Source organism: Xanthomonas arboricola pv. populi, from assembly GCF_002939945.1.
Classification (GTDB): Bacteria; Pseudomonadota; Gammaproteobacteria; order Xanthomonadales; family Xanthomonadaceae; genus Xanthomonas; species Xanthomonas arboricola_A.
Genome location: NZ_MDEB01000001.1, coordinates 349520 through 368003 on the forward strand (window position 1 = coordinate 349520; position 18484 = coordinate 368003).

General features: G+C 65.9%; 18 protein-coding genes. 8 read left to right on the top strand and 10 right to left on the bottom strand.

The features are described 5' to 3' along the window. Positions 1-29 precede the first annotated feature (29 nt). The 4 genes from XaplCFBP3123_RS01750 to XaplCFBP3123_RS01765 form a co-directional block, all read right to left on the bottom strand. Positions 30-674 carry a glutathione S-transferase family protein gene (locus XaplCFBP3123_RS01750; protein WP_172453042.1) on the bottom strand — a complete coding sequence of 215 codons (645 nt, stop codon included), beginning with the start codon at positions 672-674 and terminating at the stop codon, positions 30-32. A 123-nt stretch (positions 675-797) separates the two neighbouring features. Next, on the bottom strand, positions 798-3368 hold the full coding sequence (locus tag XaplCFBP3123_RS01755; protein WP_104532541.1) for a DUF3857 domain-containing protein: 2571 nt from the start codon (positions 3366-3368) through the stop codon (positions 798-800). Positions 3369-3426: 58 nt separating this feature from the next. Continuing rightward, on the bottom strand, positions 3427-4602 hold the full coding sequence (locus XaplCFBP3123_RS01760; protein WP_172453103.1) for an acyl-CoA dehydrogenase family protein: 1176 nt from the start codon (positions 4600-4602) through the stop codon (positions 3427-3429). Between the two features lie 160 nt (positions 4603-4762). Beyond that, positions 4763-5554 carry a glycine zipper 2TM domain-containing protein gene (locus XaplCFBP3123_RS01765; RefSeq protein ID WP_104533236.1) on the bottom strand — a complete coding sequence of 264 codons (792 nt, stop codon included), beginning with the start codon at positions 5552-5554 and terminating at the stop codon, positions 4763-4765. Positions 5555-5699: 145 nt separating this feature from the next. On the opposite strand from XaplCFBP3123_RS01765, the gene XaplCFBP3123_RS01770 reads away from it, so the two are divergent. Further along, positions 5700-5915, top strand: a complete 216-nt coding sequence (locus XaplCFBP3123_RS01770; protein WP_104532542.1) for a DUF6116 family protein — start codon at positions 5700-5702, stop codon at positions 5913-5915. Continuing rightward, positions 5915-6682: a TatD family hydrolase gene (locus XaplCFBP3123_RS01775; protein WP_104532543.1), complete on the top strand. Its 768-nt coding sequence runs from the start codon at positions 5915-5917 to the stop codon at positions 6680-6682. Before XaplCFBP3123_RS01770 ends, XaplCFBP3123_RS01775 begins: the two co-directional genes overlap by 1 nt. A gap of 43 nt (positions 6683-6725) precedes the next feature. Here the strand turns inward: XaplCFBP3123_RS01775 and XaplCFBP3123_RS01780 are convergent, their stop codons facing one another. Continuing rightward, entirely contained in the window at positions 6726-7565 is an 840-nt protein-coding gene (locus XaplCFBP3123_RS01780; RefSeq protein ID WP_104532544.1) for a tRNA threonylcarbamoyladenosine dehydratase, read from the bottom strand. Positions 7566-7638: 73 nt separating this feature from the next. Here XaplCFBP3123_RS01780 and XaplCFBP3123_RS01785 point away from each other — a divergent pair, with 73 nt between their 5' ends. Both XaplCFBP3123_RS01785 and XaplCFBP3123_RS01790 read left to right on the top strand, forming a co-directional pair. Next, on the top strand, positions 7639-8067 hold the full coding sequence (locus XaplCFBP3123_RS01785) for a cytochrome c (RefSeq protein ID WP_104532545.1): 429 nt from the start codon (positions 7639-7641) through the stop codon (positions 8065-8067). Positions 8068-8234: 167 nt separating this feature from the next. Further along, entirely contained in the window at positions 8235-8717 is a 483-nt protein-coding gene (locus XaplCFBP3123_RS01790; RefSeq protein ID WP_104532546.1) for a glycine zipper 2TM domain-containing protein, read from the top strand. 223 nt (positions 8718-8940) lie between these two features. Here XaplCFBP3123_RS01790 and XaplCFBP3123_RS01795 read toward each other — a convergent pair whose 3' ends face one another. Further along, a complete protein-coding gene (locus XaplCFBP3123_RS01795; protein ID WP_003483561.1) occupies positions 8941-9156 on the bottom strand; it encodes a cold-shock protein in 216 nt (71 codons plus the stop codon). 227 nt (positions 9157-9383) lie between these two features. On the opposite strand from XaplCFBP3123_RS01795, the gene XaplCFBP3123_RS01805 reads away from it, so the two are divergent. Next, the gene (locus XaplCFBP3123_RS01805; protein ID WP_104532548.1) at positions 9384-9869 is read left to right on the top strand and encodes a DUF456 domain-containing protein; all 486 of its coding nucleotides are present in this window, start codon (positions 9384-9386) and stop codon (positions 9867-9869) included. Between the two features lie 205 nt (positions 9870-10074). Then, positions 10075-11208: a phospholipase A gene (locus XaplCFBP3123_RS01810; protein WP_104532549.1), complete on the top strand. Its 1134-nt coding sequence runs from the start codon at positions 10075-10077 to the stop codon at positions 11206-11208. A gap of 318 nt (positions 11209-11526) precedes the next feature. Here XaplCFBP3123_RS01810 and XaplCFBP3123_RS01815 read toward each other — a convergent pair whose 3' ends face one another. The 4 genes from XaplCFBP3123_RS01815 to XaplCFBP3123_RS01830 form a co-directional block, all read right to left on the bottom strand. Continuing rightward, a complete protein-coding gene (locus XaplCFBP3123_RS01815) occupies positions 11527-12165 on the bottom strand; it encodes a carbonic anhydrase (protein ID WP_172453104.1) in 639 nt (212 codons plus the stop codon). Positions 12166-12351: 186 nt separating this feature from the next. Beyond that, positions 12352-12987: a glutathione S-transferase family protein gene (locus XaplCFBP3123_RS01820; RefSeq protein ID WP_104532550.1), complete on the bottom strand. Its 636-nt coding sequence runs from the start codon at positions 12985-12987 to the stop codon at positions 12352-12354. 13 nt (positions 12988-13000) lie between these two features. After that, on the bottom strand, positions 13001-13426 hold the full coding sequence (locus XaplCFBP3123_RS01825; protein ID WP_172453043.1) for a hypothetical protein: 426 nt from the start codon (positions 13424-13426) through the stop codon (positions 13001-13003). Positions 13427-13622: 196 nt separating this feature from the next. After that, positions 13623-15140, bottom strand: coding sequence for a fumarate hydratase (locus XaplCFBP3123_RS01830; RefSeq protein WP_172453044.1), 1518 nt, complete (start codon positions 15138-15140; stop codon positions 13623-13625). Positions 15141-15404: 264 nt separating this feature from the next. On the opposite strand from XaplCFBP3123_RS01830, the gene XaplCFBP3123_RS01835 reads away from it, so the two are divergent. After that, positions 15405-17285, top strand: coding sequence for an ABC transporter ATP-binding protein (locus XaplCFBP3123_RS01835; protein ID WP_104533239.1), 1881 nt, complete (start codon positions 15405-15407; stop codon positions 17283-17285). Positions 17286-17551: 266 nt separating this feature from the next. Next, positions 17552-18331, top strand: a complete 780-nt coding sequence (locus XaplCFBP3123_RS01840; protein ID WP_104532552.1) for a ferredoxin--NADP reductase — start codon at positions 17552-17554, stop codon at positions 18329-18331. The last annotated feature ends 153 nt before the right edge of the window (positions 18332-18484 follow it).

An 18484-nucleotide genomic window follows, 5' to 3' on the forward strand; every position in this document is an offset into this window, starting at 1 on the left:
TCAGTGCTCCCGCGCGCGACGCATGCCGCTCATGCCGTCACCGCGCTGGGGGCAGGTGCCGGCATCGCGATAAAACCGGGTACCGCCTGCACGCGCTGCAGCCAGGCGCCGATCGCCGGCCAGCGCTCCAGATCGAAGCCGCCGTCCTCGGCGCAATGGGTGTAGGCAAACAGCGCGATATCGGCGATGCCGTAGGCGCTGCCGGTAAACCAGCTGTGCTGCTGCAGATACTGCTCCATCACTGCCAGCGCCTGCTCGCCGCGGGCGCGCAGCTGCGGCAGTTCGGCGCGGCGCGCGGCATCGCGCGGCGTCCACAGGCTGATGAAACGCGCCAACGCGATAGGCGGCTCATGGCTGTATTGCTCGAAGAACATCCAGCTCAAGGCCTGCGCGCGTTGCCACGCGTCGGTGGGCAGATACGGGGTGCCTTCGGCCAGCCAGAACAGGATCGCGTTGGATTCGGTCAGCACGCGGCCGTCGTCGCGCTCCACCATCGGCACCTTGCCGTTGGGATTGATGGCCAGATACGCGGGCGTGCGGGTTTGGCCCGCGGCGCTGTCGACCTCGACCCAGTGATAGCGGCTGCCCAATTGCTCCAGCAGCAGGCGCACCTTGTAGCAGTTCCCGGAACTGGACATGCCATGGACGGTCAACGGGGGACGCACGGTCGACATCAGGCTGGCTCCGCGGCAGCAACGAGGGGCTGGCAGTGTCACAGCCCCGGGGGTCTTTGCAAAGCCCTGCAACGATTTGCTGCAAGGCATGGCCGCGGTTGCGTGCGCTGCGGGCAGCGCGGCTCAGCGCATCACCACCAGCGCCACCGGCACACCCAGCACGGCGACCAACATGCCCAGCACCGACACCGTCAATGCCAGCGCGCCGAAGGCACGCGCGCGCGCGCAGCCGGTCGCTCCGGCGACCGCCTGGACCGCCGCGATCGACCACCACAGCCCGCCCAGCAGCATCAGCAGCACCGCCATGGCCAGCTGCGCCAGCCCGGCTGGATCATGCACACCGGTCCCGAACAGGACGCTATCGCCACCGAGCGCGGCCAACGCCGCCAGCAGGCAGACCAGCCACGGCAAGGCACTACCCAACAGCGCCGGCAGCAACGCACCGACCTGCGCAGCGCCGCCCATCCAGCGCAGCATCCGCTGCAGCAGCACGCAGCCCACCAGCGCGATGGCCAGCATGATCACCATGGCGATGGCGTGCACCCACAGCGGCTGCGCAGACAGCCACATCCAGCTAGAGAGCACGAGGATCAGGCCGAACACGCACCACGCGCTCCAGCGCGCGCCGGCCCGCGTGTGCAAGCGCTGCGCAACGGTGTGCGGATCGAACAGCATCCCGCCCAGGCCACCACCGCGCCACCAGGCCAGGCATGCCAGCACCAACACGATCAGCGCCAGCAGCGCGGCCAGCGGATAGACGAACACATGGACGTCCAGCGGCTGTCTGCGCGGGTGCGGCTTGAGGTCGTGATTGAAGTACAGCAGGTCGCGGGCACGCTCCATGTCGGCGGCTGCACGCGTCACGCCGTTAGCGGGGATGCGGTCGGACAGGCGCTGCCACTCGCCGACGATGACCATGCGTCCGTCGTGCGTGGAGACCGTGCGCGAGAAGCGGAACCACGGGTTGGCGACCACCTGCGTATCGGCTTCCACCTGCACCGCCGGATCGACCCGCACCCGCACGGTCTGCCGCGCCAGCCGCGGGCCGTCCAGTGCCAGCGGGCTCTTGCGCGCCGCGGTGGGCAAGGCGTCCATCCATTCGCCGAGCTGGAACAGCGGAAAGCCAAGCTCGTCGCCCTCGGCGGTCGGCCACTCCAGGCGGTAGGCCTCGTGCGTGCGCACCTTCAACACATCGGTCGCGTCGATGGTTGGCACGCCGACCTGCGTCAGCGCGGTGTAGTACTGCTGCATGAATTCCAGATAGTGCTCGCCGACCGCCTGCGCACCGTTGTCCTCGAAGCTGGGCGCCACGCGCTCGCCGCGCCCCTGGCGATACTTCGTGTCCACGCTGAAGGTCGCCACACGCTGCGGTTTGCGCAGCGAGATCACGATCTCCTCGTCCACCTCGATCTGCGGCAGCGTCGGCATCGGCGATGGCACCGCCACCAGATCGCGCTGCCCGGCCACGACCGGCAGACCACGCACGAACGGCAACGGCAGACGTTGCGCAAGCGGGCCCTCTTCGCGATCGCGCGTGGCATCCACCCATACATCGCCCTGCGGCAGATGCGCGCGCACCACCACATGGTCGAACGCATAGGGACTGGGCAAGCGCAGATCCAATCCATGGCCCTTGTCGCTGTTGACCAGTACCGGCTCGGCGCGGATGCCGGCCAGCTGCAGCAACGCGATCAACAGCGTCGCCTTGTCCTTGCAGTCGCCATAGCGGTTACGCAGCGTCACCTCCGGCGCATGCGGCGCGTGCGAGTTCTCGCCCATGTCCAGGCCGACGTAACGGATCTCGCCCTGCACGAAGGCCACTGCACGCAGCAGTGCGCCCTGCGGGTCGTCGCTGCGCAGCTGCAGGCTCTGCACCATGCCGTCGGCGATGCGCGCATCCTTGAACGCGCGCGGATACAGCTGCGCTGCCCATGCCGCCACCGCCGCCCAGTTGCCGGCAGTGGAGACTTCGATCAAGCCATACGGATCGACATCCTCCGGGGCATTCTTTTCTTCCTGCACCGGGGCAATGTCGCGCGCCGCAATGTCCAGCGTCGCCACGTCGCCGGCGCGGCTGACGTTGCGGCTGAAGCCTGGCGCGCTCACCCGCCACTGCAATCCCATGCCGGCCGGATGTCGCACGCGCACCCGGCGCTCGCCCAGCGGTACGCCGTAGCGCGCATCGAACACGTCGTAATAACCCTTGCCGAACACCGGATTGCTGCCGATGATGGTCACGCCGTAATCGACCCGGTCGCCCACGCGCAGGTCCGGCAAGGTGATCGACAGCGTCAGCGCGCCATCGATCAAACCGTCTTCCAGTCCGCTTTCGCGGCGCAATCTGGCGTAGTGCGCCTGTTTGCGCATGTCGATGCGCTTGCCGTCGCGCCAGACCTCCAGGCTGTTGAGCTCAAGCTGCTGGTACTGCGGCTGGTAATCGATGGAGATCTGCCCGGCTTCGTCCAGACTTTTCGCACGCTGCACGGTGTAACTGAGGCGGCGATAGGCCTGCGGCGCCGCGCCGGTCAGATCGACCTGATCGGACACCAGCTCATAGCGCAGCCCGCTGGCGCCCGGCACCTTATCCGGCACCGCATCGGCAATGACCCAGGCCGGTGGCGGCGCCATGCGCGGCGCCTCGCTGGCCTGCGCCGGTGCGAGCACGCTCGCCACCACAGCCAGCACACAGAGCATCCAGAACGCGCCACGCAGGCGTCGCCTCCCATCCCTGTCGATCAACACCCACTCCTCGTCAAAACGCATTGAGTCCCGTCAGCGCACGCCCGACCACCAACTGATGCACGGTCTCGGTGCCCTCGTAGGTGATCACCGATTCCAGGTTCAGCGCATGCCGGATCGCCACATGCTCGGTGGTGATGCCGGCCGCGCCAAGCAGATCCCGGCACTCGCGCGCCACGTCCAGGGCCATGCGGCAATTATTCCATTTTGCCAGCGAGATCTGTTCCGGCCGCAGCTGGCCGGCCTGCTTCAGGCGCCCGAGCTGCAGCGCCAGCAGCTGCGCGGTGGAAATCCGCCGCGCCATGTCGGCCAGCTTGATCTGCGCGCTCTGCGTGGCCGCCAGCGGCCGGCCGAACAGGATGCGCTGCCCGCTGTAGGCCAGCGCCTCGCGCAGACAGGCCACCGCCGCACCGATCGCGCCCCAGGCGATGCCGTAGCGCGCCTGATTGAGGCAACCCAGCGGTGCCTTCAGACCGGCCGCGTTCGGCAACCGCATCTGCTCCGGCACGTAGACGTCGTCCAGGAACAAACCCGAGGTCACCGACGCGCGCAGGCTCATCTTGTGCGCGATGTCCTGCGCACTGAAGCCGGCGCTGCCGGTCTCCACCAGAAAGCCGCACACGCCGTCGTCGGTATGCGCCCAGATGATCGCAATGCCGGCAATGCTGCCGTTGGTGATCCACATCTTGGATCCGTTCAAGCGCCAGCCATCGCCCTGCCGTACCGCGCGCGTGGTCATCGCGGCCGGGTCCGAGCCACCCTGGGCTTCGCTCAACCCGAAACAGCCGATCAGACGCCCCGCTGCCATCTCCGGTAACCAGCGCTGGCGCTGTTCGTCGCTGCCGTAGGCATGGATCGGGTACATGCACAGCGAGGACTGCACGCTGACGAAACTGCGCAGGCCGCTGTCGCCGCGCTCCAGTTCCTGGCAGATCAATCCGTACGCCACCGCGCCCAGGCCCGCGCCGCCATCGCGTACCGGCAGGCTTGCGCCCAGCAGGCCGAGCTCTGCCAGTTCCGGCACCCACTCGCGCGGGAAGCGCCCTGCGTCGAAGGCATCGCCGATCGCCGGCAGCACCCGCGTATCGGTGAAGCGCGCCACCGCATCCTGCACTGCCCGTTCTTCGTCGGTCAGCAGCGCGCGTACATCGAACAGATCATCGGGGCGCACCGGCATGTCGGCTTCCACTCCAGGAGAAGCGGCGATTATCAGCCAGTTGCCGGCCGAACATGGCGACGACGTGGTCGGCGCACGGGATTCACCACTGACGCCTGAAACGAGAAGAGCCGGCAATGCCGGCTCCTTTCTTGCTGACGCAGCGATCCGGGGGATGGCTGCCAGCGATTTTTTACTGGCGCGTGCTGCCCGCATCCACGCGGACGCCCCGGTCCCCGGCAGTCGAAGCGGTCTGGGTCACCAGCTGACCGTCGACCACCGGCAGGCGATCGCTGGCCGGCTTGTCGTTCATGCGCACGGTCTTCTCGAAACCGTCGTAGCGGTAGGTCACGTCGTAGGCCACCACATTGTCCGCATCGCCCAGCGAGATGCGCTCGCCCGGCTTGTTGTCCATGCGCATGGTGCCGGTGGTGCCGTCGACATTGCGGTAGGTCACGTCGTAGCCGACCACACGCGAGGACTGCGAATTGGCATTTTCGGTATGGCACTGGCGCTCGGTACGATCCACCACGCGGCCGCCGACATGGTTGCGGTCCACACGGTTACCGACCATGCCGCCACCGACCGCACCGGCCACCGTGGCCAGCTTGCGGCCGTTGCCGCCGCCGACCTGGTTGCCGAGCAGACCGCCGATCACCGCACCGGCGACGGTGCCACCGACATTGCCATCGCGTTCGGGCAGACGCTCCTGTACCACCACGTCGCGGCAGACTTCGCGCGGCGAGGAGCTGGTGGTGGTTTCGCGGATGGCCGCGCTGTTGACGACCTGTGCGTACTGCGGCTCGCGCTCAGTGATCGGTGCGACCTTGACCACGTCGGCGTATTCCAGACCACGCGGTGCCGGCTCGCCGTTGGCGACGAAATCGCCGGACGACGGGCGATTGTTCATGAAGGCGGCTGTGGCCACGCCTCCGACCAGCAACGCACCAGCAGCGACCAGTATAGTTGTCGTATTGCTCTTCATGATCCAGCTCCGTGCGGACACGCCGCGTTGTTGACGGCGTGATTCCAGCACGCGAACCCTGAACGAAAACGCCCTCGCTCATGAACGCCGCAGTTAAGTTCAGCTAGCGGTTATTTCATGCACTTCTAACAGCCGGAGCATTCGCATGCGCAATCCCGTCACCTCGCGCGCCCTGGAGTGGGCCAGCAAGCTGCGCTACCCCACCTTGTTCAAGCTGGCGGCCGCGCTGTTTCTGGTCGACCTGGTAATCCCCGACCCGATCCCGTTCCTCGACGAGCTGCTGTTCGGCCTGAGCACGCTGCTGCTCGCCAACTGGAAGACGCGCAAGGCGCCGCTGCCTGCACCGGTGCGCCGCGATTGATGCAGCTGGTCGACAGCCACTGCCATCTGGATGCCGACGCGTTCGACCACGACCGCGCTGGCGTGATCGCGCGCGCGCAGGCGGCCGGTGTCGTGCAGCAGGTGATCCCGGCGGTCACTGCCGCCAGCTGGTCGGATCTGCGCACCGTCTGCACCCAGGCACCCGGGCTGCACCCCGCTTATGGGCTGCACCCGATCTTTCTCGATCAGCACTGCCCCGAACATCTGGAGCTGCTGGCCGACTGGATCGAGCGCGAGCGTCCCTGCGCCATCGGCGAGTGCGGGCTGGATTTCTATCTGGACGGGCTGGACGCGCAGATGCAGCGCGAGTATTTCGACGGGCAACTGCAGCTGGCCAGGCGCTTCGACCTGCCGCTGATCGTGCATGCGCGGCGCGCCACCGAAGAGGTCATCGCCCGCATCAAGGCCGTGGGCGGCCTGCGCGGTGTGGTGCACAGCTTCGCCGGCAGCCCCGAACAGGCGCAGCAATTGTGGAAGCTGGACTTCATGATCGGCCTGGGCGGCCCGGTGACCTACCCGCGCGCCAACCGCCTGCGCGGCCTGGCTGCAACGATGCCGCTGGACTATCTGCTGCTGGAAACCGATGCGCCGGATCAGCCCGACGCCAGCATCCGCGGCCAACGCAACGAGCCGGCCCACCTGCGCACGGTGCTGGACTGCATCGCACAGCTGCGCGGCGAGGCGGAAGAGCGCATCGCCGCGCAGACCACCGCCAACGCGCGGCGGTTGTTCGGGTTGCCAGGCTGATAACGGTGCGCGCTGCAGGCGACGTTCCGCAGCGCGCGCGACGTCATGGGCTTGCAGCGAGCTCGGCGGCGGGCGACGCGGTTGCCGCCACAGCCACCTTCGGCTTGAGCAACATCTCCAGGGCCTTGCCCACCGCGACAAACGCAAAGGCGCCGGTGATATGCGTGGCTGCGCCCAGCCCGGCGCCGCAATCCAGCTTGAGCGTGGCGTCGGCATCCAGCTGCGGGCGGATGCCGCAGACGCTGCCATCGGCCTGCGGATACTTGACGTTTTCCAGCGAGTACACCGCCGGCACGCCGAAATAGCGCTGCGGATTCTTGGGAAAATTGAACTCGCTGCGCAACTTCTTGCGGATCAGCGCCAGCATCGCATCGTGTTCGGTGCGCGAGACATCGCGCACGCGCACCAGGGTGGGATCGGTGCGCCCGCCAGCGGCGCCTACGGTGAGCAGCGGCAGCTTGCGTCGGCGGCACCAGGCGATGGTTTCCACCTTCACCCGGAAACTGTCGCAGGCATCGATCACCAGATCGAACGCATCGCCGAGCAGCTGTTCGATATTGCCGGCGGTGAGAAACGACTCCACCGCATCGGCAGCGATCTCCGGGTTGATCGCCACGCAGCGCTCGGCCATCGCGCGCGCCTTGTTGCGTCCATACTGCCCGGCCAGCGCCGGCAGTTGCCGGTTGGTGTTGGACACGCACAGGTCGTCGGCATCGATCAGGCGGATATGCCCGACGCCGGTGCGCGCCAGCGCCTCGACCACCCACGAGCCCACGCCGCCCATCCCGACCACCGCCACGCGGCAGATGGCCAGCCGCTCCACCGTGCCGACTCCGTACAGCCGGTCGATACCGGCAAAGCGTTCACGCCATTGTGCTTTCATCGGCCTATTTTACGCGCGCCGCTGCGCGCGCGCCCATCAACGTACTGATGTCCGCGTCCACCGGAGTCCTTCCATGCCCGCCCCGTCCACCGAACAATCGCGCGCGTCCCGCTATGCCTTCCTGTTGGTGCTGGGCATCCTGATCGGGCTGGTGTGCACGGTGATGGTGGCGCGCGTGCTGCAGGCCACACGCAACCCGGTGCCGGACAGCCTGATGCAGGTGATGGCTTACCAACTGCGCGCCTTGCAACCCGACCCCGATGCCAGCTGCGACCCCGCACGCCAGCGAGCGCGACTGCAATCGTTGCGCCTGCTTGCCGACGAACTGGAACCGGCCTTCCCGGACATCGGCGAAGACCGCCGCTTCGGCGAGCATGCCACCGCCTTGCGCACCGTACTGGACCAGGTACGGCGTGCGCCGCCGGCCGATTGCGCCGCGATTGCCGCCGTCAGGACACAGGTCACCGACACCTGCGAGGCCTGTCATCGCGACTTCCGCTGACCCGTCATCGCGCGGCTCGGTCGACGCGCACCGCAGCGACGGTGAACAGGACGCTCGGGTTTCGTTAAGCCTGGAGTGATCCAGTTGGCGGACCGTTCACCCTGACCAACACAGGATGACGTCGCCGCGGCCCTGACCGCTTTTTCGAACCACCCCGGAGAGACCTCATGAAGACCCGACTGCTCGTCATTGGCCTGGCTGCAACCGCAACGCTGGTTGGCTGCGCCACCTCCCAGCCCCAGTACGGCAGCTATCGCGGTGACCGCGGCTACGACCAGGGCTATTCGCAGCAGCAGGCACGCTGCGTGGATTGCGGCATCGTCACCCGCGTCGATGAAGTCGGCCCGACCCGCAGCGCTCCCACCGGCACCGGTGCAGTGCTCGGCGGCATCGTCGGCGCGGTGGCCGGGCGCCAGATTTCCAAGGAGACCGGTGGCAGCAAGGGCAACAAGAACGTCTCGGCCGTGGCCGGTGCCGCCGCCGGCGCGCTGGCGGGCAATGCGATCCAGAACAACGTCACCAGCGACAGCTTCGATGTGCAGGTGCGCATGGACGACGGTCGCGTCATTGTGGTGAACCAGCGCGATCTGGCGGGCGTGCGCGAAAACGCCTACGTACGTGTGGTCAACGGCAAGGTCGTGCTGCGCTGATCGCGGCACGCACCAAGAGCGACCGGTAAAACACTGCGCTCACCGTCAGGCCGGCGCGGTCGGTGCCAGGAATCTTCATGTACCTCGCGTGCATTGCGATTCCTCCGTGCCAGCCCGACGACTACTGGCTACGTTCGATTCGCCAAGGTTGGCGAGACGACAGAAAGGCCCGGCGACGGGCCTTTCTGCTGTCTGCACGATGGCCCGCCGTGTTGCGCCGTGCTCAGACCACCTGCACCGCGTCGGCCTGCAGGCCTTTCTGCCCTTGCACGACGGTGAAGCTGACCTTCTGGCCTTCCTTGAGGCTTTTGAAGCCCTGGATCTGGATCGCACGGAAATGGACGAAGACGTCCTCGCCGTTTTCGCGACTGATGAAGCCAAAGCCCTTGGCATCGTTGAACCACTTCACGACACCATTCTCGCGTTCGATATTGGACATCTCGACTGACTCCCTACGACACTGTGATGGACTGACGGTGGTGGCTGTGATTGCAAGGAGGAAGCGAGGTACAAGGATGTAGCGGATCGAACGATCTGCCGCATCAGGCCACGATTCACGGTGACCGTTGCAAACAGCAGCGCTGGCAACTTAACCCGCACCAAACCAATTTTCAAGCAGCCCTTGCGCGATCTTGTCAAGCCTGAAACAGGACATTTTTAACCATCATGGATATCACCGTCGTCTATTACATCCTGGCTGGCGTGCTGGTACTGATCGGCCTGGCCGGAGTCGTCCTGCCGGCGCTGCCGGGCCTGCCGCTGGTGTTCGCGGGGTTGCTGGTGGCCGCCTGGGCCGATGGCTTTGGCCACGTCGGCTGGGTGGCGCTGGTGATCCTGGGCCTGATGACGGCGTTGTCGTTTGCGATCGACTTCCTCGCCACGGTGTATGGCGCCCAGCGGGTCGGTGCCAGCAAGGCGGCACTGTGGGGCTCGGTGATCGGATCGGTGGTCGGCATCTTCTTCATGCCGATCGGCTTGTTCGTCGGCCCGTTCGCCGGCGCATGGATCGGCGAATACTGGCAGACCCGCAAGTCCGATCAGGCGACCAAGGTCGGCTTCGGCACCTGGCTCGGCATCGTGTTCGGCACCGCGACCAAGCTGGCACTGGGCCTATGCATGCTGGGCGTGTTCGCCATCGCCTGGTTCTTCTAGCGGATTCCAGCCATCACCGATGCTGATTGGGTGGGATGGTCGCCCGGACGACGACAGCGCAGATACCTATTCAGTTGCAGAAGACTGTCGATTGCGGGTGCCGCCCGGATGTTATGCCACCGTGTACACGCCGCGTATGCAGGCGCGACCGTTAAGCTTCGCAGCTGACGCGCCTGCCCGGCGCCTTCACTCGGCCAGACTGCCCATGTCCAAGCACCGCACCCGTCCCTTGATGCTGATTGCCCTGGCAGCTGCGCCGCTGGCGTACGCACAGGAAATCGCCCCCACCCCCGCTTCGCCGCAGGCCTGCACCTCCGTCACCTCGGATGCGGCGCGGCTGGCCTGTTACGACCAGGCGCTGGGTTATACGCCGCAATTGACCGCCGAGGCCGACGCCGCCGCGCAGATCGCCAAGCAGAAGGAATCCAAGCCGCAGGGCGAGCGTGCCCTCAGCCGCGCCGGCGATTTCTTCCGTGCCGATGGCCAGGACCAGCCCAAGGCCGAGGCGGTCGCCAACGCAGGCCGCGGCTCGTTGCTGGACCGCCGCTGGGAGCTGGCCAAGGATTCCAAGCTGGGCACCTTCCAGCTGCGCGGTTACAAGCCGGTCTATCTGTTGCCGGCGTTCTGGACCAGCGACTCCAACCGCACCCCGCAGTCGCCGAATCCGGCCAACTCGGTGTCCACCCCGCAGCAACTGGACAGCACCGAGCTGAAGTTCCAGCTCAGCTTCAAGACCAAGGTGGTCGAGGATCTGTTCGGCGACAACGGCGACATCTGGATGGGCTACACCCAGAGTTCGCGCTGGCAGGCCTACAACACCGATGCCTCGCGCCCGTTCCGCGAAACCAATTACGAGCCGGAAGCGATGCTGGTGTTCCGCAACAACTACAGCCTGTTCGGCTGGAAGGGCCGCATGAGCGGCATCAGCGTCAACCACATGTCCAACGGCCGCGAAGATCCGCTGTCGCGCTCCTGGAACCGGGTGATCCTCAACATCGGGCTGGATCGCGAGAACTGGGCACTGACGCTGCGCCCGTGGTTCCGCATCAAGGAAGACCGCGCCGACGACAATAATCCCGACATCGAGGATTACATGGGCCGTGGCGATGCCACCCTGGTCTACAACAAGGACGGGCACGAAGTGGCGCTGATCGCGCGGCATTCGCTGCGCGGCGGCGACCGCTCGCACGGCTCGGTGCAACTGGATTACGGCTTCCCGATCACCAACCTGCTGCGCGGCCACGTGCAGGTGTTCGACGGCTATGGCGAAAGCCTGATCGACTACAACCACAAGGCCACCTACATCGGCCTGGGCGTGTCGTTGCTGGAATGGTTCTAGGCACATCGCGCCGACGCGTTGAGCAACGTCGCAAGACATTGAAAAGCCGGCATGCGCGCATGCCGGCTTTTCGACTTATGGGATTGCAGGCTTGGAGCGGCAAAACGTAGCAAGCAATCTTCATGTGGTCGCAGAAATCGCAGTGCATGGGTGGGACATGCCGATTCCGAACACGGATCACGCCGCCTGGCGATGAGCGCAGCAGTTTGGTAGCCGCTTCAAGTTCCACAGCGCTGACGATCACGCTGCTGCGCACATATAAAAAAACAGCGCAGGAGATCATCCTGCGCTGTCTTCATGAAGCGGCTTCACCAGCGATCAGACGTCGAAGAAATCGACCTTGCCATCTTTCAAGGTGTAGTACGCACCGACCACGCGGACATCGCCTGCGCGCAGCGGTTCGAGCAGCGCCGGTTCGGATGCGCCACGCAGGCGGTCCACGGTGCGCTTGACGTTGGCCTTGACCGAGGCCGCCAGCAGGTCGTCCCCGCCCTTGCTCTTGGCGGTCAGCACGGCCGGGACGATGGGCTCGATCATCGCGCCGATCGCGCCGGGGAAGAATGCGTTCTTCTCCACCACCGACACCGCCGCAGCGACCGCGCCACAGCTTTCGTGGCCCATCACCACCACCAGCGGCACGCCGAGCTGGCTGACCGCGTATTCGATCGATCCCAATGCGGTGGTGTCGACGGTATTGCCGGCATTGCGGACGATGAACATTTCGCCCAGGCCACGCCCGAACAGCAACTCCGGCGGCACCCGCGAATCCGAGCACGACACCAGGATCACGAACGGGGTCTGCCCCAGCGCCAGTTCCAGACGGCGCTTGCTGTCGGAAATGACTTTCTTGGGACGGTTTTCCACGAACGCGGCATTGCCGTCACGCAGTGTCTGCAATGCCTGCTCGGCATTGAGATCGGTCTTCTTCGACGGCGCCGCACCCGCGGCGAACGGCAGTGACGCGGCGGCGGCAGCGATGGGCGCACAACAGGCGCATTGCAGCAGTTTTCGACGGGATGCGGAATGCGACATGGACGAGCCCCTGCTCTCTGGTTGTCTGGCGATCGTACACCGAGGCAGGCGCGGCACCATGCTACGGCGCGCGCTCATATCGACACGATTTCGCAACCCGCGCCCCTGGGTTCAGGTCCAGTCCGTCAGGCCCTCGCGGCGATAGGTTTCCTGAAATGCCGGCCGCGCTTTCATTCGCTGCGCATGTGCCTGCAAGGCCGGCCAGGTATCGCTGGGCCGGGGCATGTTGCGCGACCAACGCATCATCATGGTCAGCATGAAATCGGCCGCCGACAACGTCTGGCCCAGCAGATACGGACCATTGGCCTGCAGATGCGCATCCACCTGGGTCCAGGCCGCTTCGAGTTTTTGTCGTGCCTGCGCCTGCGCCGCATCGCTGTGTTCGGCGCCCGCCGGCTCGCTTGGGTAGAACCAGGCGCGATACGCCGGCTGCAAGGTGTTGGCGCAGAAGAACATCCACTTGTAGTAGGCCGCGCGCTCGGGCGTGCCAAGCGGTGGTGCCAGCCCGGCCTGTGGATGCAGGTCGGCCAGGTGCAGCGCGATTGCTGCGGCTTCGGTGAGCACGTGTCCATCGAGCACCAGCGCCGGTACCACGCCGGCCGGATTGAGCGCCAGATACTGCGGCGATTTCTGCTCGGCGCGCTCGAAATCGAGCGAATGCAGTGCGTGCGGCACCTCCAGTTCGATCAGCAGCCAATGCACGACGAACGCGGCGGTGCTGGGGGTGTGGTACAGCGTCGTGGTCATGCAAACTCCTTCGTTAGTTGGTACAGGAACGCAAGCAGGCGAGCTTGTGGGGTTCACAGCGATTGACATCGCTCTGCTGGGTGCAATCGAACACCTGGGCCATGCAATTGGCCCGCTGCGCCGGATTCCGGGTGGCGTCACAGCTCTTTCCGCGTGGTGCCACCGCCATGCGGCAGCTGCTTTCGCTGGGCCGGTCGGCCGTGCACTGCGCTGCGTGGCGGTTGCACTGCGCGATGCAGCGCTCCATCGCCGAGGGGCCGTCGAAGCGCGTTGCGGTGTCGCTGGGCTTGAGCGGCTTTTTCTCGGCAAACGGTACTGGCGCGGTGGGTTGCGGCGCATAGTTGCCGGACGGAAACAGCACGGAGGGCTGGGTCTTTTGTTGCGCTGCCAGCGGCAGGCTGGCGCACACCAGGACGGCGAGGCAGATGAGACGGAGCATTCCTGTTCTCCTGAGGGTGCCTGCATGTATGCACCGAGCATAGCCCGTTCCGGTCGGGCCGTCCCGCCACCCCACGTGAGAACACGCACGCGGCGTTTTTTCCAGTACATAGGCACCGCGTACGAACAGCAGGCACGCGCAGCGCCCAAACTGAAAACGGCGACGCAGTGTACGTGCGTCGCCGTTCCAGGTTTACTTATTCCACCACCACCGGAATCTTGCCGATACGCGATTGCCATTGGCGCGGGCCGGTCTTGTGCACCGATTCGCCGGTGGAATCCACCGCCACGGTGACCGGCATGTCCTTGACCTCGAACTCGTAGATCGCCTCCATCCCTAAGTCTTCGAATGCCAGCACGCGTGCGGCCTTGATCGCCTTGGAGACCAGATAGGCCGAACCGCCGACCGCCATCAGATACACGGCCTTGTTGTCGCGGATCGCCTCGATCGCCGCATCGCCGCGCTCGGACTTGCCGACCATGCCCAGCAGGCCGGTTTGCTCCAGCATCTGGCGGGTGAATTTGTCCATGCGCGTGGCGGTGGTCGGGCCGGCCGGGCCGACCACTTCATCGCGCACCGGATCGACCGGGCCGACGTAGTAGATGAAGCGGTTGGTGAAGTCGACCGGCAAGGTTTCGCCCTTGTTGAGCATGTCGATCATGCGCTTGTGCGCGGCGTCGCGGCCGGTCAGCAGCCTGCCGTTGAGCAGCACCACCTCGCCCGGCTTGAGGCTGGCGACTTCCTCGCGGGTGATGGTGTCCAGGTTGACCCGGCGCGCGTTGGTCGGGTTGTAGGTGAGCTTGGGCCAGTCTTCCAGCGACGGCGGGTCCAGCATCACCGGGCCGCTGCCGTCCAGGGTGAAGTGCGCATGGCGGGTCGCCGCGCAGTTGGGGATCAACGCCACCGGCAGGTTGGCGGCGTGAGTCGGGTAATCCTTGACCTTGATGTCCAGCACCGTGGTCAGGCCGCCCAGGCCTTGCGCGCCGATGCCGAGCGCGTTGACCTTTTCGTAGAGTTCAAGCCGCAGTTCCTCGGCGCGATTGGACGCGCCGCGCGCCTGCAGCTCGACGATGTCGATCGGCTCCATCAACGCTTCCTTGGCCAGCAGCATGGCCTTTTCGGCAGTGCCGCCGATGCCGATGCCGAGCATGCCCGGCGGGCACCAGCCGGCGCCCATGGTCGGCACGGTCTTGAGCACCCAGTCGACGATGGAGTCGGACGGGTTGAGCATGGCGAACTTGCTCTTGGCCTCCGAGCCGCCGCCCTTGGCCGCGACGATCACTTCGACATGGTGGCCGGGCACGATCTTGGTGTTGACCACCGCCGGGGTGTTGTCGCGGGTGTTGGCGCGCTTGCCGGCCGGGTCGGCCAGCACGCTGGCGCGCAGCTTGTTGTCGGGGTGGTTGTAGGCGCGGCGCACGCCTTCGTTGACCATGTCTTCCACCCCCATGGTGGCGTCGTCCCAGCGCACCTGCATGCCGATCTCCAGGAACACGGTGACGATGCCGGTGTCCTGGCAGATCGGGCGATGGCCTTCGGCGCACATGCGCGAGTTGATCAGGATCTGCGCGATGGCGTCCTTGGCCGCCGGCGACTCTTCGCGCTCGTAGGCAGCGGACAGATTCCTGATGTAGTCGACCGGGTGGTAGTAGCTGATGTACTGCAGCGCGTCGGCGACGGACTGGATGAGGTCTTCCTGCTTGATCGAGGTCACGGCTGGCTCTAAGGCTGGCGGGGGCAATCCGGCCATTTTAGTCGAAACTTCCGGCGTGTCCGGGCGTTGCGTCTATCGACGTGATTGATCGGGCCAACCGATCGCGCGCGGGGCTGGCCTGCGGTATGGGCGCGCCGCACGACATCCACCGCGTTGCCTTGCAAGCGTGCAGTCAACAGCGCCACAGCGACCGCGCCAATGCCGCCGTGGGCGCGGTGCACCTCCAACACCCCGCGCCCACGCAAGGCGCTGCACACTAAGCCGATGTCAGCCTCCCGTTCCGGCGCCCCTGCGCCTGCCGCTCCCCGTCCCGGCCCCACCCTGCGCGAGCGCCTGGATGCGTTGCGCAACCTGCCGCCTTTCCTGCGCCAGATCTGGCAGACCAGCCGCTGGCTGAGCGCCAGCAGCATCGGCCTGCGCGTGCTGCGCGCGCTGATGCCGGTGGCCTCCTTGTATATCGGCAAACTGATCATCGACGAGGCGATCCATCTGGTCGGTCAACCGCCGGCCTTCGACTCGCTGGCGCAGGCGCTGGGCAGCGGGCGCCTGAACCGGCTGCTGGAATTGCTGGCACTGGAACTGACACTGGCGATCGGTTCGGACCTGCTCGGCCGGCTGGTCGGCTACGCCGATGCGTTGTTGTCGGAGCTGTTCAACAACGCCGCCAGCGTGCGCCTGATGGAGCACGCCGCGCAGCTGGATCTGGAGGATTTCGAAGACCCCGACCGGCAGGACAAGCTGGATCGCGCGCGGCGCCAGACCATGAACCGCATGAACCTGATGAGCCAGCTATTCGGCCAGGTGCAGGACGCCATCACCGTGGTCAGTCTGGCGGTGGGCCTGGTGGTGTATGCGCCGTGGTTGATCCTGCTGCTGGCGATCGCCCTGATCCCGGCCTTCATCGGCGAGGCGCATTTCAATGCGCTGGGCTATTCGCTCAACTTCCAGTGGACGCCGGAGCGGCGCCAGCTCGACTACCTGCGCCAGGTCGGCGCGAGCGTCGAGACCGCAAAGGAAGTCAAGATCCTCAACCTGCACCGCTTCCTGATCGCGCGCTATCGCCGGCTGGCCGACAAGTTCTTCCAGGCCAATCGGGCACTGGCGCGCAAGCGTGCGTTGTGGGGCGCGTTGCTGGCTGCGCTGGGCACCTTGGGCTACTACATGGCCTATGGCTATATCGCCTGGCGCACCGTGCGCGGCGATTTCAGCATCGGTGATCTGACCTTCCTGGCCGGCAGTTTCCTGCGCCTGCGCCAGTTGCTGGAAGGCCTGTTGATCGGGTTTTCGCAGGTCGCCGGCCAAGCCTTGTACCTGGACGATCTGTATTCGTTCTTCAACATCGTGCCGGAGATCCGCTCGCGCCCGAATGCGCTGCCGGTGCCGCGACCGATCCGCCAGGGCTTCGTGTTCGAGGACGTGGGCTTCCGCTATCCGGATGCCGAGCAGTGGACGGTGCGGCATCTGGATTTCGAACTGCGTGCCGGCGAAGTGCTGGCGCTGGTCGGCGAAAACGGCGCCGGCAAGACCACCCTGGTCAAGCTGCTGGCGCGGCTGTACGACCCGGACGAAGGCCGCATCCTGCTCGATGGCCACGACCTGCGCGACTACGACCTGGACGATGTGCGCGCCAACCTGGGCGTGATCTTTCAGGACTTCGTGCGCTACCACCTGAGCGTGGGCGAGAACATCGGCGTCGGCCAGGTCGATGCGATGGACGATGCGCCGCGCATCCGCGCCGCTGCGCAGCGTGCGATGGCCGGCGAGCTGATCGACAGCCTGCCCGATAGTTACGACCAGCTGGTCGGGCGCCGCTTCAAGAACAGCGTGGACCTGTCCGGCGGGCAATGGCAGAAGATCGCCATCGCCCGCGCCTACATGCGCGATGCGCAGCTGATGATCCTGGACGAACCCACCGCCGCACTGGATGCGCGCAGCGAGTTCGAGGTGTTCCAGCGCTTCAAGGAGCTGTCGGACAACCGCACCGCGGTGCTGATCTCGCACCGTTTTTCCAGCGTGCGCATGGCCGATCGCATCCTGGTGCTGGCCGCAGGGCGCATCGAGGCCAATGGCACGCATGCCGAACTGATGGCACAGGGCGGGCGCTATGCGGAACTGTTCGAGTTGCAGGCGGCGGGGTATCGGTGAGGTCTGGGAATCGGGAATCGGGATTCGGGAATCGGGAATCGTTAGAAGCGGCTTCCCGGCGGCTGACAGATACTGAGCGCCCTGATCGGGAAGCATCCGGGATTCTTCAGCCGCTGCACCGATTCCCGATTCCCGATTCCCGATTCCCCATTCCCCATTCCCCATTCCCCATTCCCCATTCCCCATTCCCGGCCAAATGAGAGTTCATCTCATTTGGCCGGCTTGAGGTAGAATTGGCCGGTACTCTTCCCACGACACTTACCGGTATGTCTTCCGCTTTCGGCGCCGAAACGGTGCTTGAGGTCCGTCACTGGACCGATGCCTACTTCAGCTTCACCACCACCCGCGATGCCGGTTTCCGCTTCGAGAACGGGCAGTTCGTGATGATCGGTCTGGAGACCGAGACGCGCCCGCTGCTGCGTGCGTACTCGATCGCCAGCGCCAATTGGGAAGAACATCTGGAGTTCTTCAGCATCAAGGTGCCGGACGGTCCGCTGACCTCGCGGCTGCAACACATCCAGCCGGGCGACAAGGTGCTGGTCGGCAAGAAGCCCACCGGCACGCTGCTGATCAGCGACCTGCACCCGGGCCGCAATCTGTACCTGCTGGGCACCGGTACCGGTCTGGCACCGTGGTTGTCGGTGATCAAGGACCCCGAAACCTACGAGCGTTTCGACAAGGTGATCCTGACCCAGGGCGTGCGCTTCGTGCAGGATCTGGCCTATCGCGACTACTTCGAGCGCGAGCTGCCGCAGCACGAATTCCTCGGCGACCTGCTGCGCGAGAAGTTGCTGTACTACCCGGCGGTGACGCGTGAGGCGTTCGCCAATCAGGGCCGCCTGACCGAGCTGATGGCCGATGGCCGCATGCAGCAGACGCTCGGTTTGCCGCCGCTGGATCCGGCCAGCGACCGCTTCATGATCTGCGGCAGCCCGCAGATGCTGGCCGACCTGCGCACCCTGCTGGATGCGCGTGGCTTCCAGACCTCGCCACGCATCGGCACGCCGGGGCATTACGTGTTCGAGCGCGCCTTCGTCGAGAAGTGATGCGAGGCGCGTGAAACGCCAGTGCGGTGCGGCGTTGAACATGACGCGTCGCCGCAATCCGCCGTCGTAGGAGCGCACCCGGGCGCGATGAGGCGTTACCGGGAAGGCTTCGTCGCGCCCGGGTGCGCTCCTACGGCTTGAGCGCCATGCCCT

Excerpts from the sequence above, each read along its gene's own strand:
- XaplCFBP3123_RS01750 (WP_172453042.1), bottom strand. The coding sequence starts at position 674 with ATGTCGACCGTGCGTCCCCCGTTGACCGTCCATGGCATGTCCAGTTCC.
- XaplCFBP3123_RS01755 (WP_104532541.1), bottom strand. The coding sequence starts at position 3,368 with ATGCTCTGTGTGCTGGCTGTGGTGGCGAGCGTGCTCGCACCGGCGCAG.
- XaplCFBP3123_RS01765 (WP_104533236.1), bottom strand. The coding sequence starts at position 5,554 with ATGAAGAGCAATACGACAACTATACTGGTCGCTGCTGGTGCGTTGCTG.
- XaplCFBP3123_RS01770 (WP_104532542.1), top strand. The coding sequence starts at position 5,700 with ATGCGCAATCCCGTCACCTCGCGCGCCCTGGAGTGGGCCAGCAAGCTG.
- XaplCFBP3123_RS01775 (WP_104532543.1), top strand. The coding sequence starts at position 5,915 with ATGCAGCTGGTCGACAGCCACTGCCATCTGGATGCCGACGCGTTCGAC.
- XaplCFBP3123_RS01780 (WP_104532544.1), bottom strand. The coding sequence starts at position 7,565 with ATGAAAGCACAATGGCGTGAACGCTTTGCCGGTATCGACCGGCTGTAC.
- XaplCFBP3123_RS01785 (WP_104532545.1), top strand. The coding sequence starts at position 7,639 with ATGCCCGCCCCGTCCACCGAACAATCGCGCGCGTCCCGCTATGCCTTC.
- XaplCFBP3123_RS01790 (WP_104532546.1), top strand. The coding sequence starts at position 8,235 with ATGAAGACCCGACTGCTCGTCATTGGCCTGGCTGCAACCGCAACGCTG.
- XaplCFBP3123_RS01795 (WP_003483561.1), bottom strand. The coding sequence starts at position 9,156 with ATGTCCAATATCGAACGCGAGAATGGTGTCGTGAAGTGGTTCAACGAT.
- XaplCFBP3123_RS01805 (WP_104532548.1), top strand. The coding sequence starts at position 9,384 with ATGGATATCACCGTCGTCTATTACATCCTGGCTGGCGTGCTGGTACTG.
- XaplCFBP3123_RS01810 (WP_104532549.1), top strand. The coding sequence starts at position 10,075 with ATGTCCAAGCACCGCACCCGTCCCTTGATGCTGATTGCCCTGGCAGCT.
- XaplCFBP3123_RS01820 (WP_104532550.1), bottom strand. The coding sequence starts at position 12,987 with ATGACCACGACGCTGTACCACACCCCCAGCACCGCCGCGTTCGTCGTG.
- XaplCFBP3123_RS01825 (WP_172453043.1), bottom strand. The coding sequence starts at position 13,426 with ATGCTCCGTCTCATCTGCCTCGCCGTCCTGGTGTGCGCCAGCCTGCCG.
- XaplCFBP3123_RS01835 (WP_104533239.1), top strand. The coding sequence starts at position 15,405 with ATGTCAGCCTCCCGTTCCGGCGCCCCTGCGCCTGCCGCTCCCCGTCCC.
- XaplCFBP3123_RS01840 (WP_104532552.1), top strand. The coding sequence starts at position 17,552 with ATGTCTTCCGCTTTCGGCGCCGAAACGGTGCTTGAGGTCCGTCACTGG.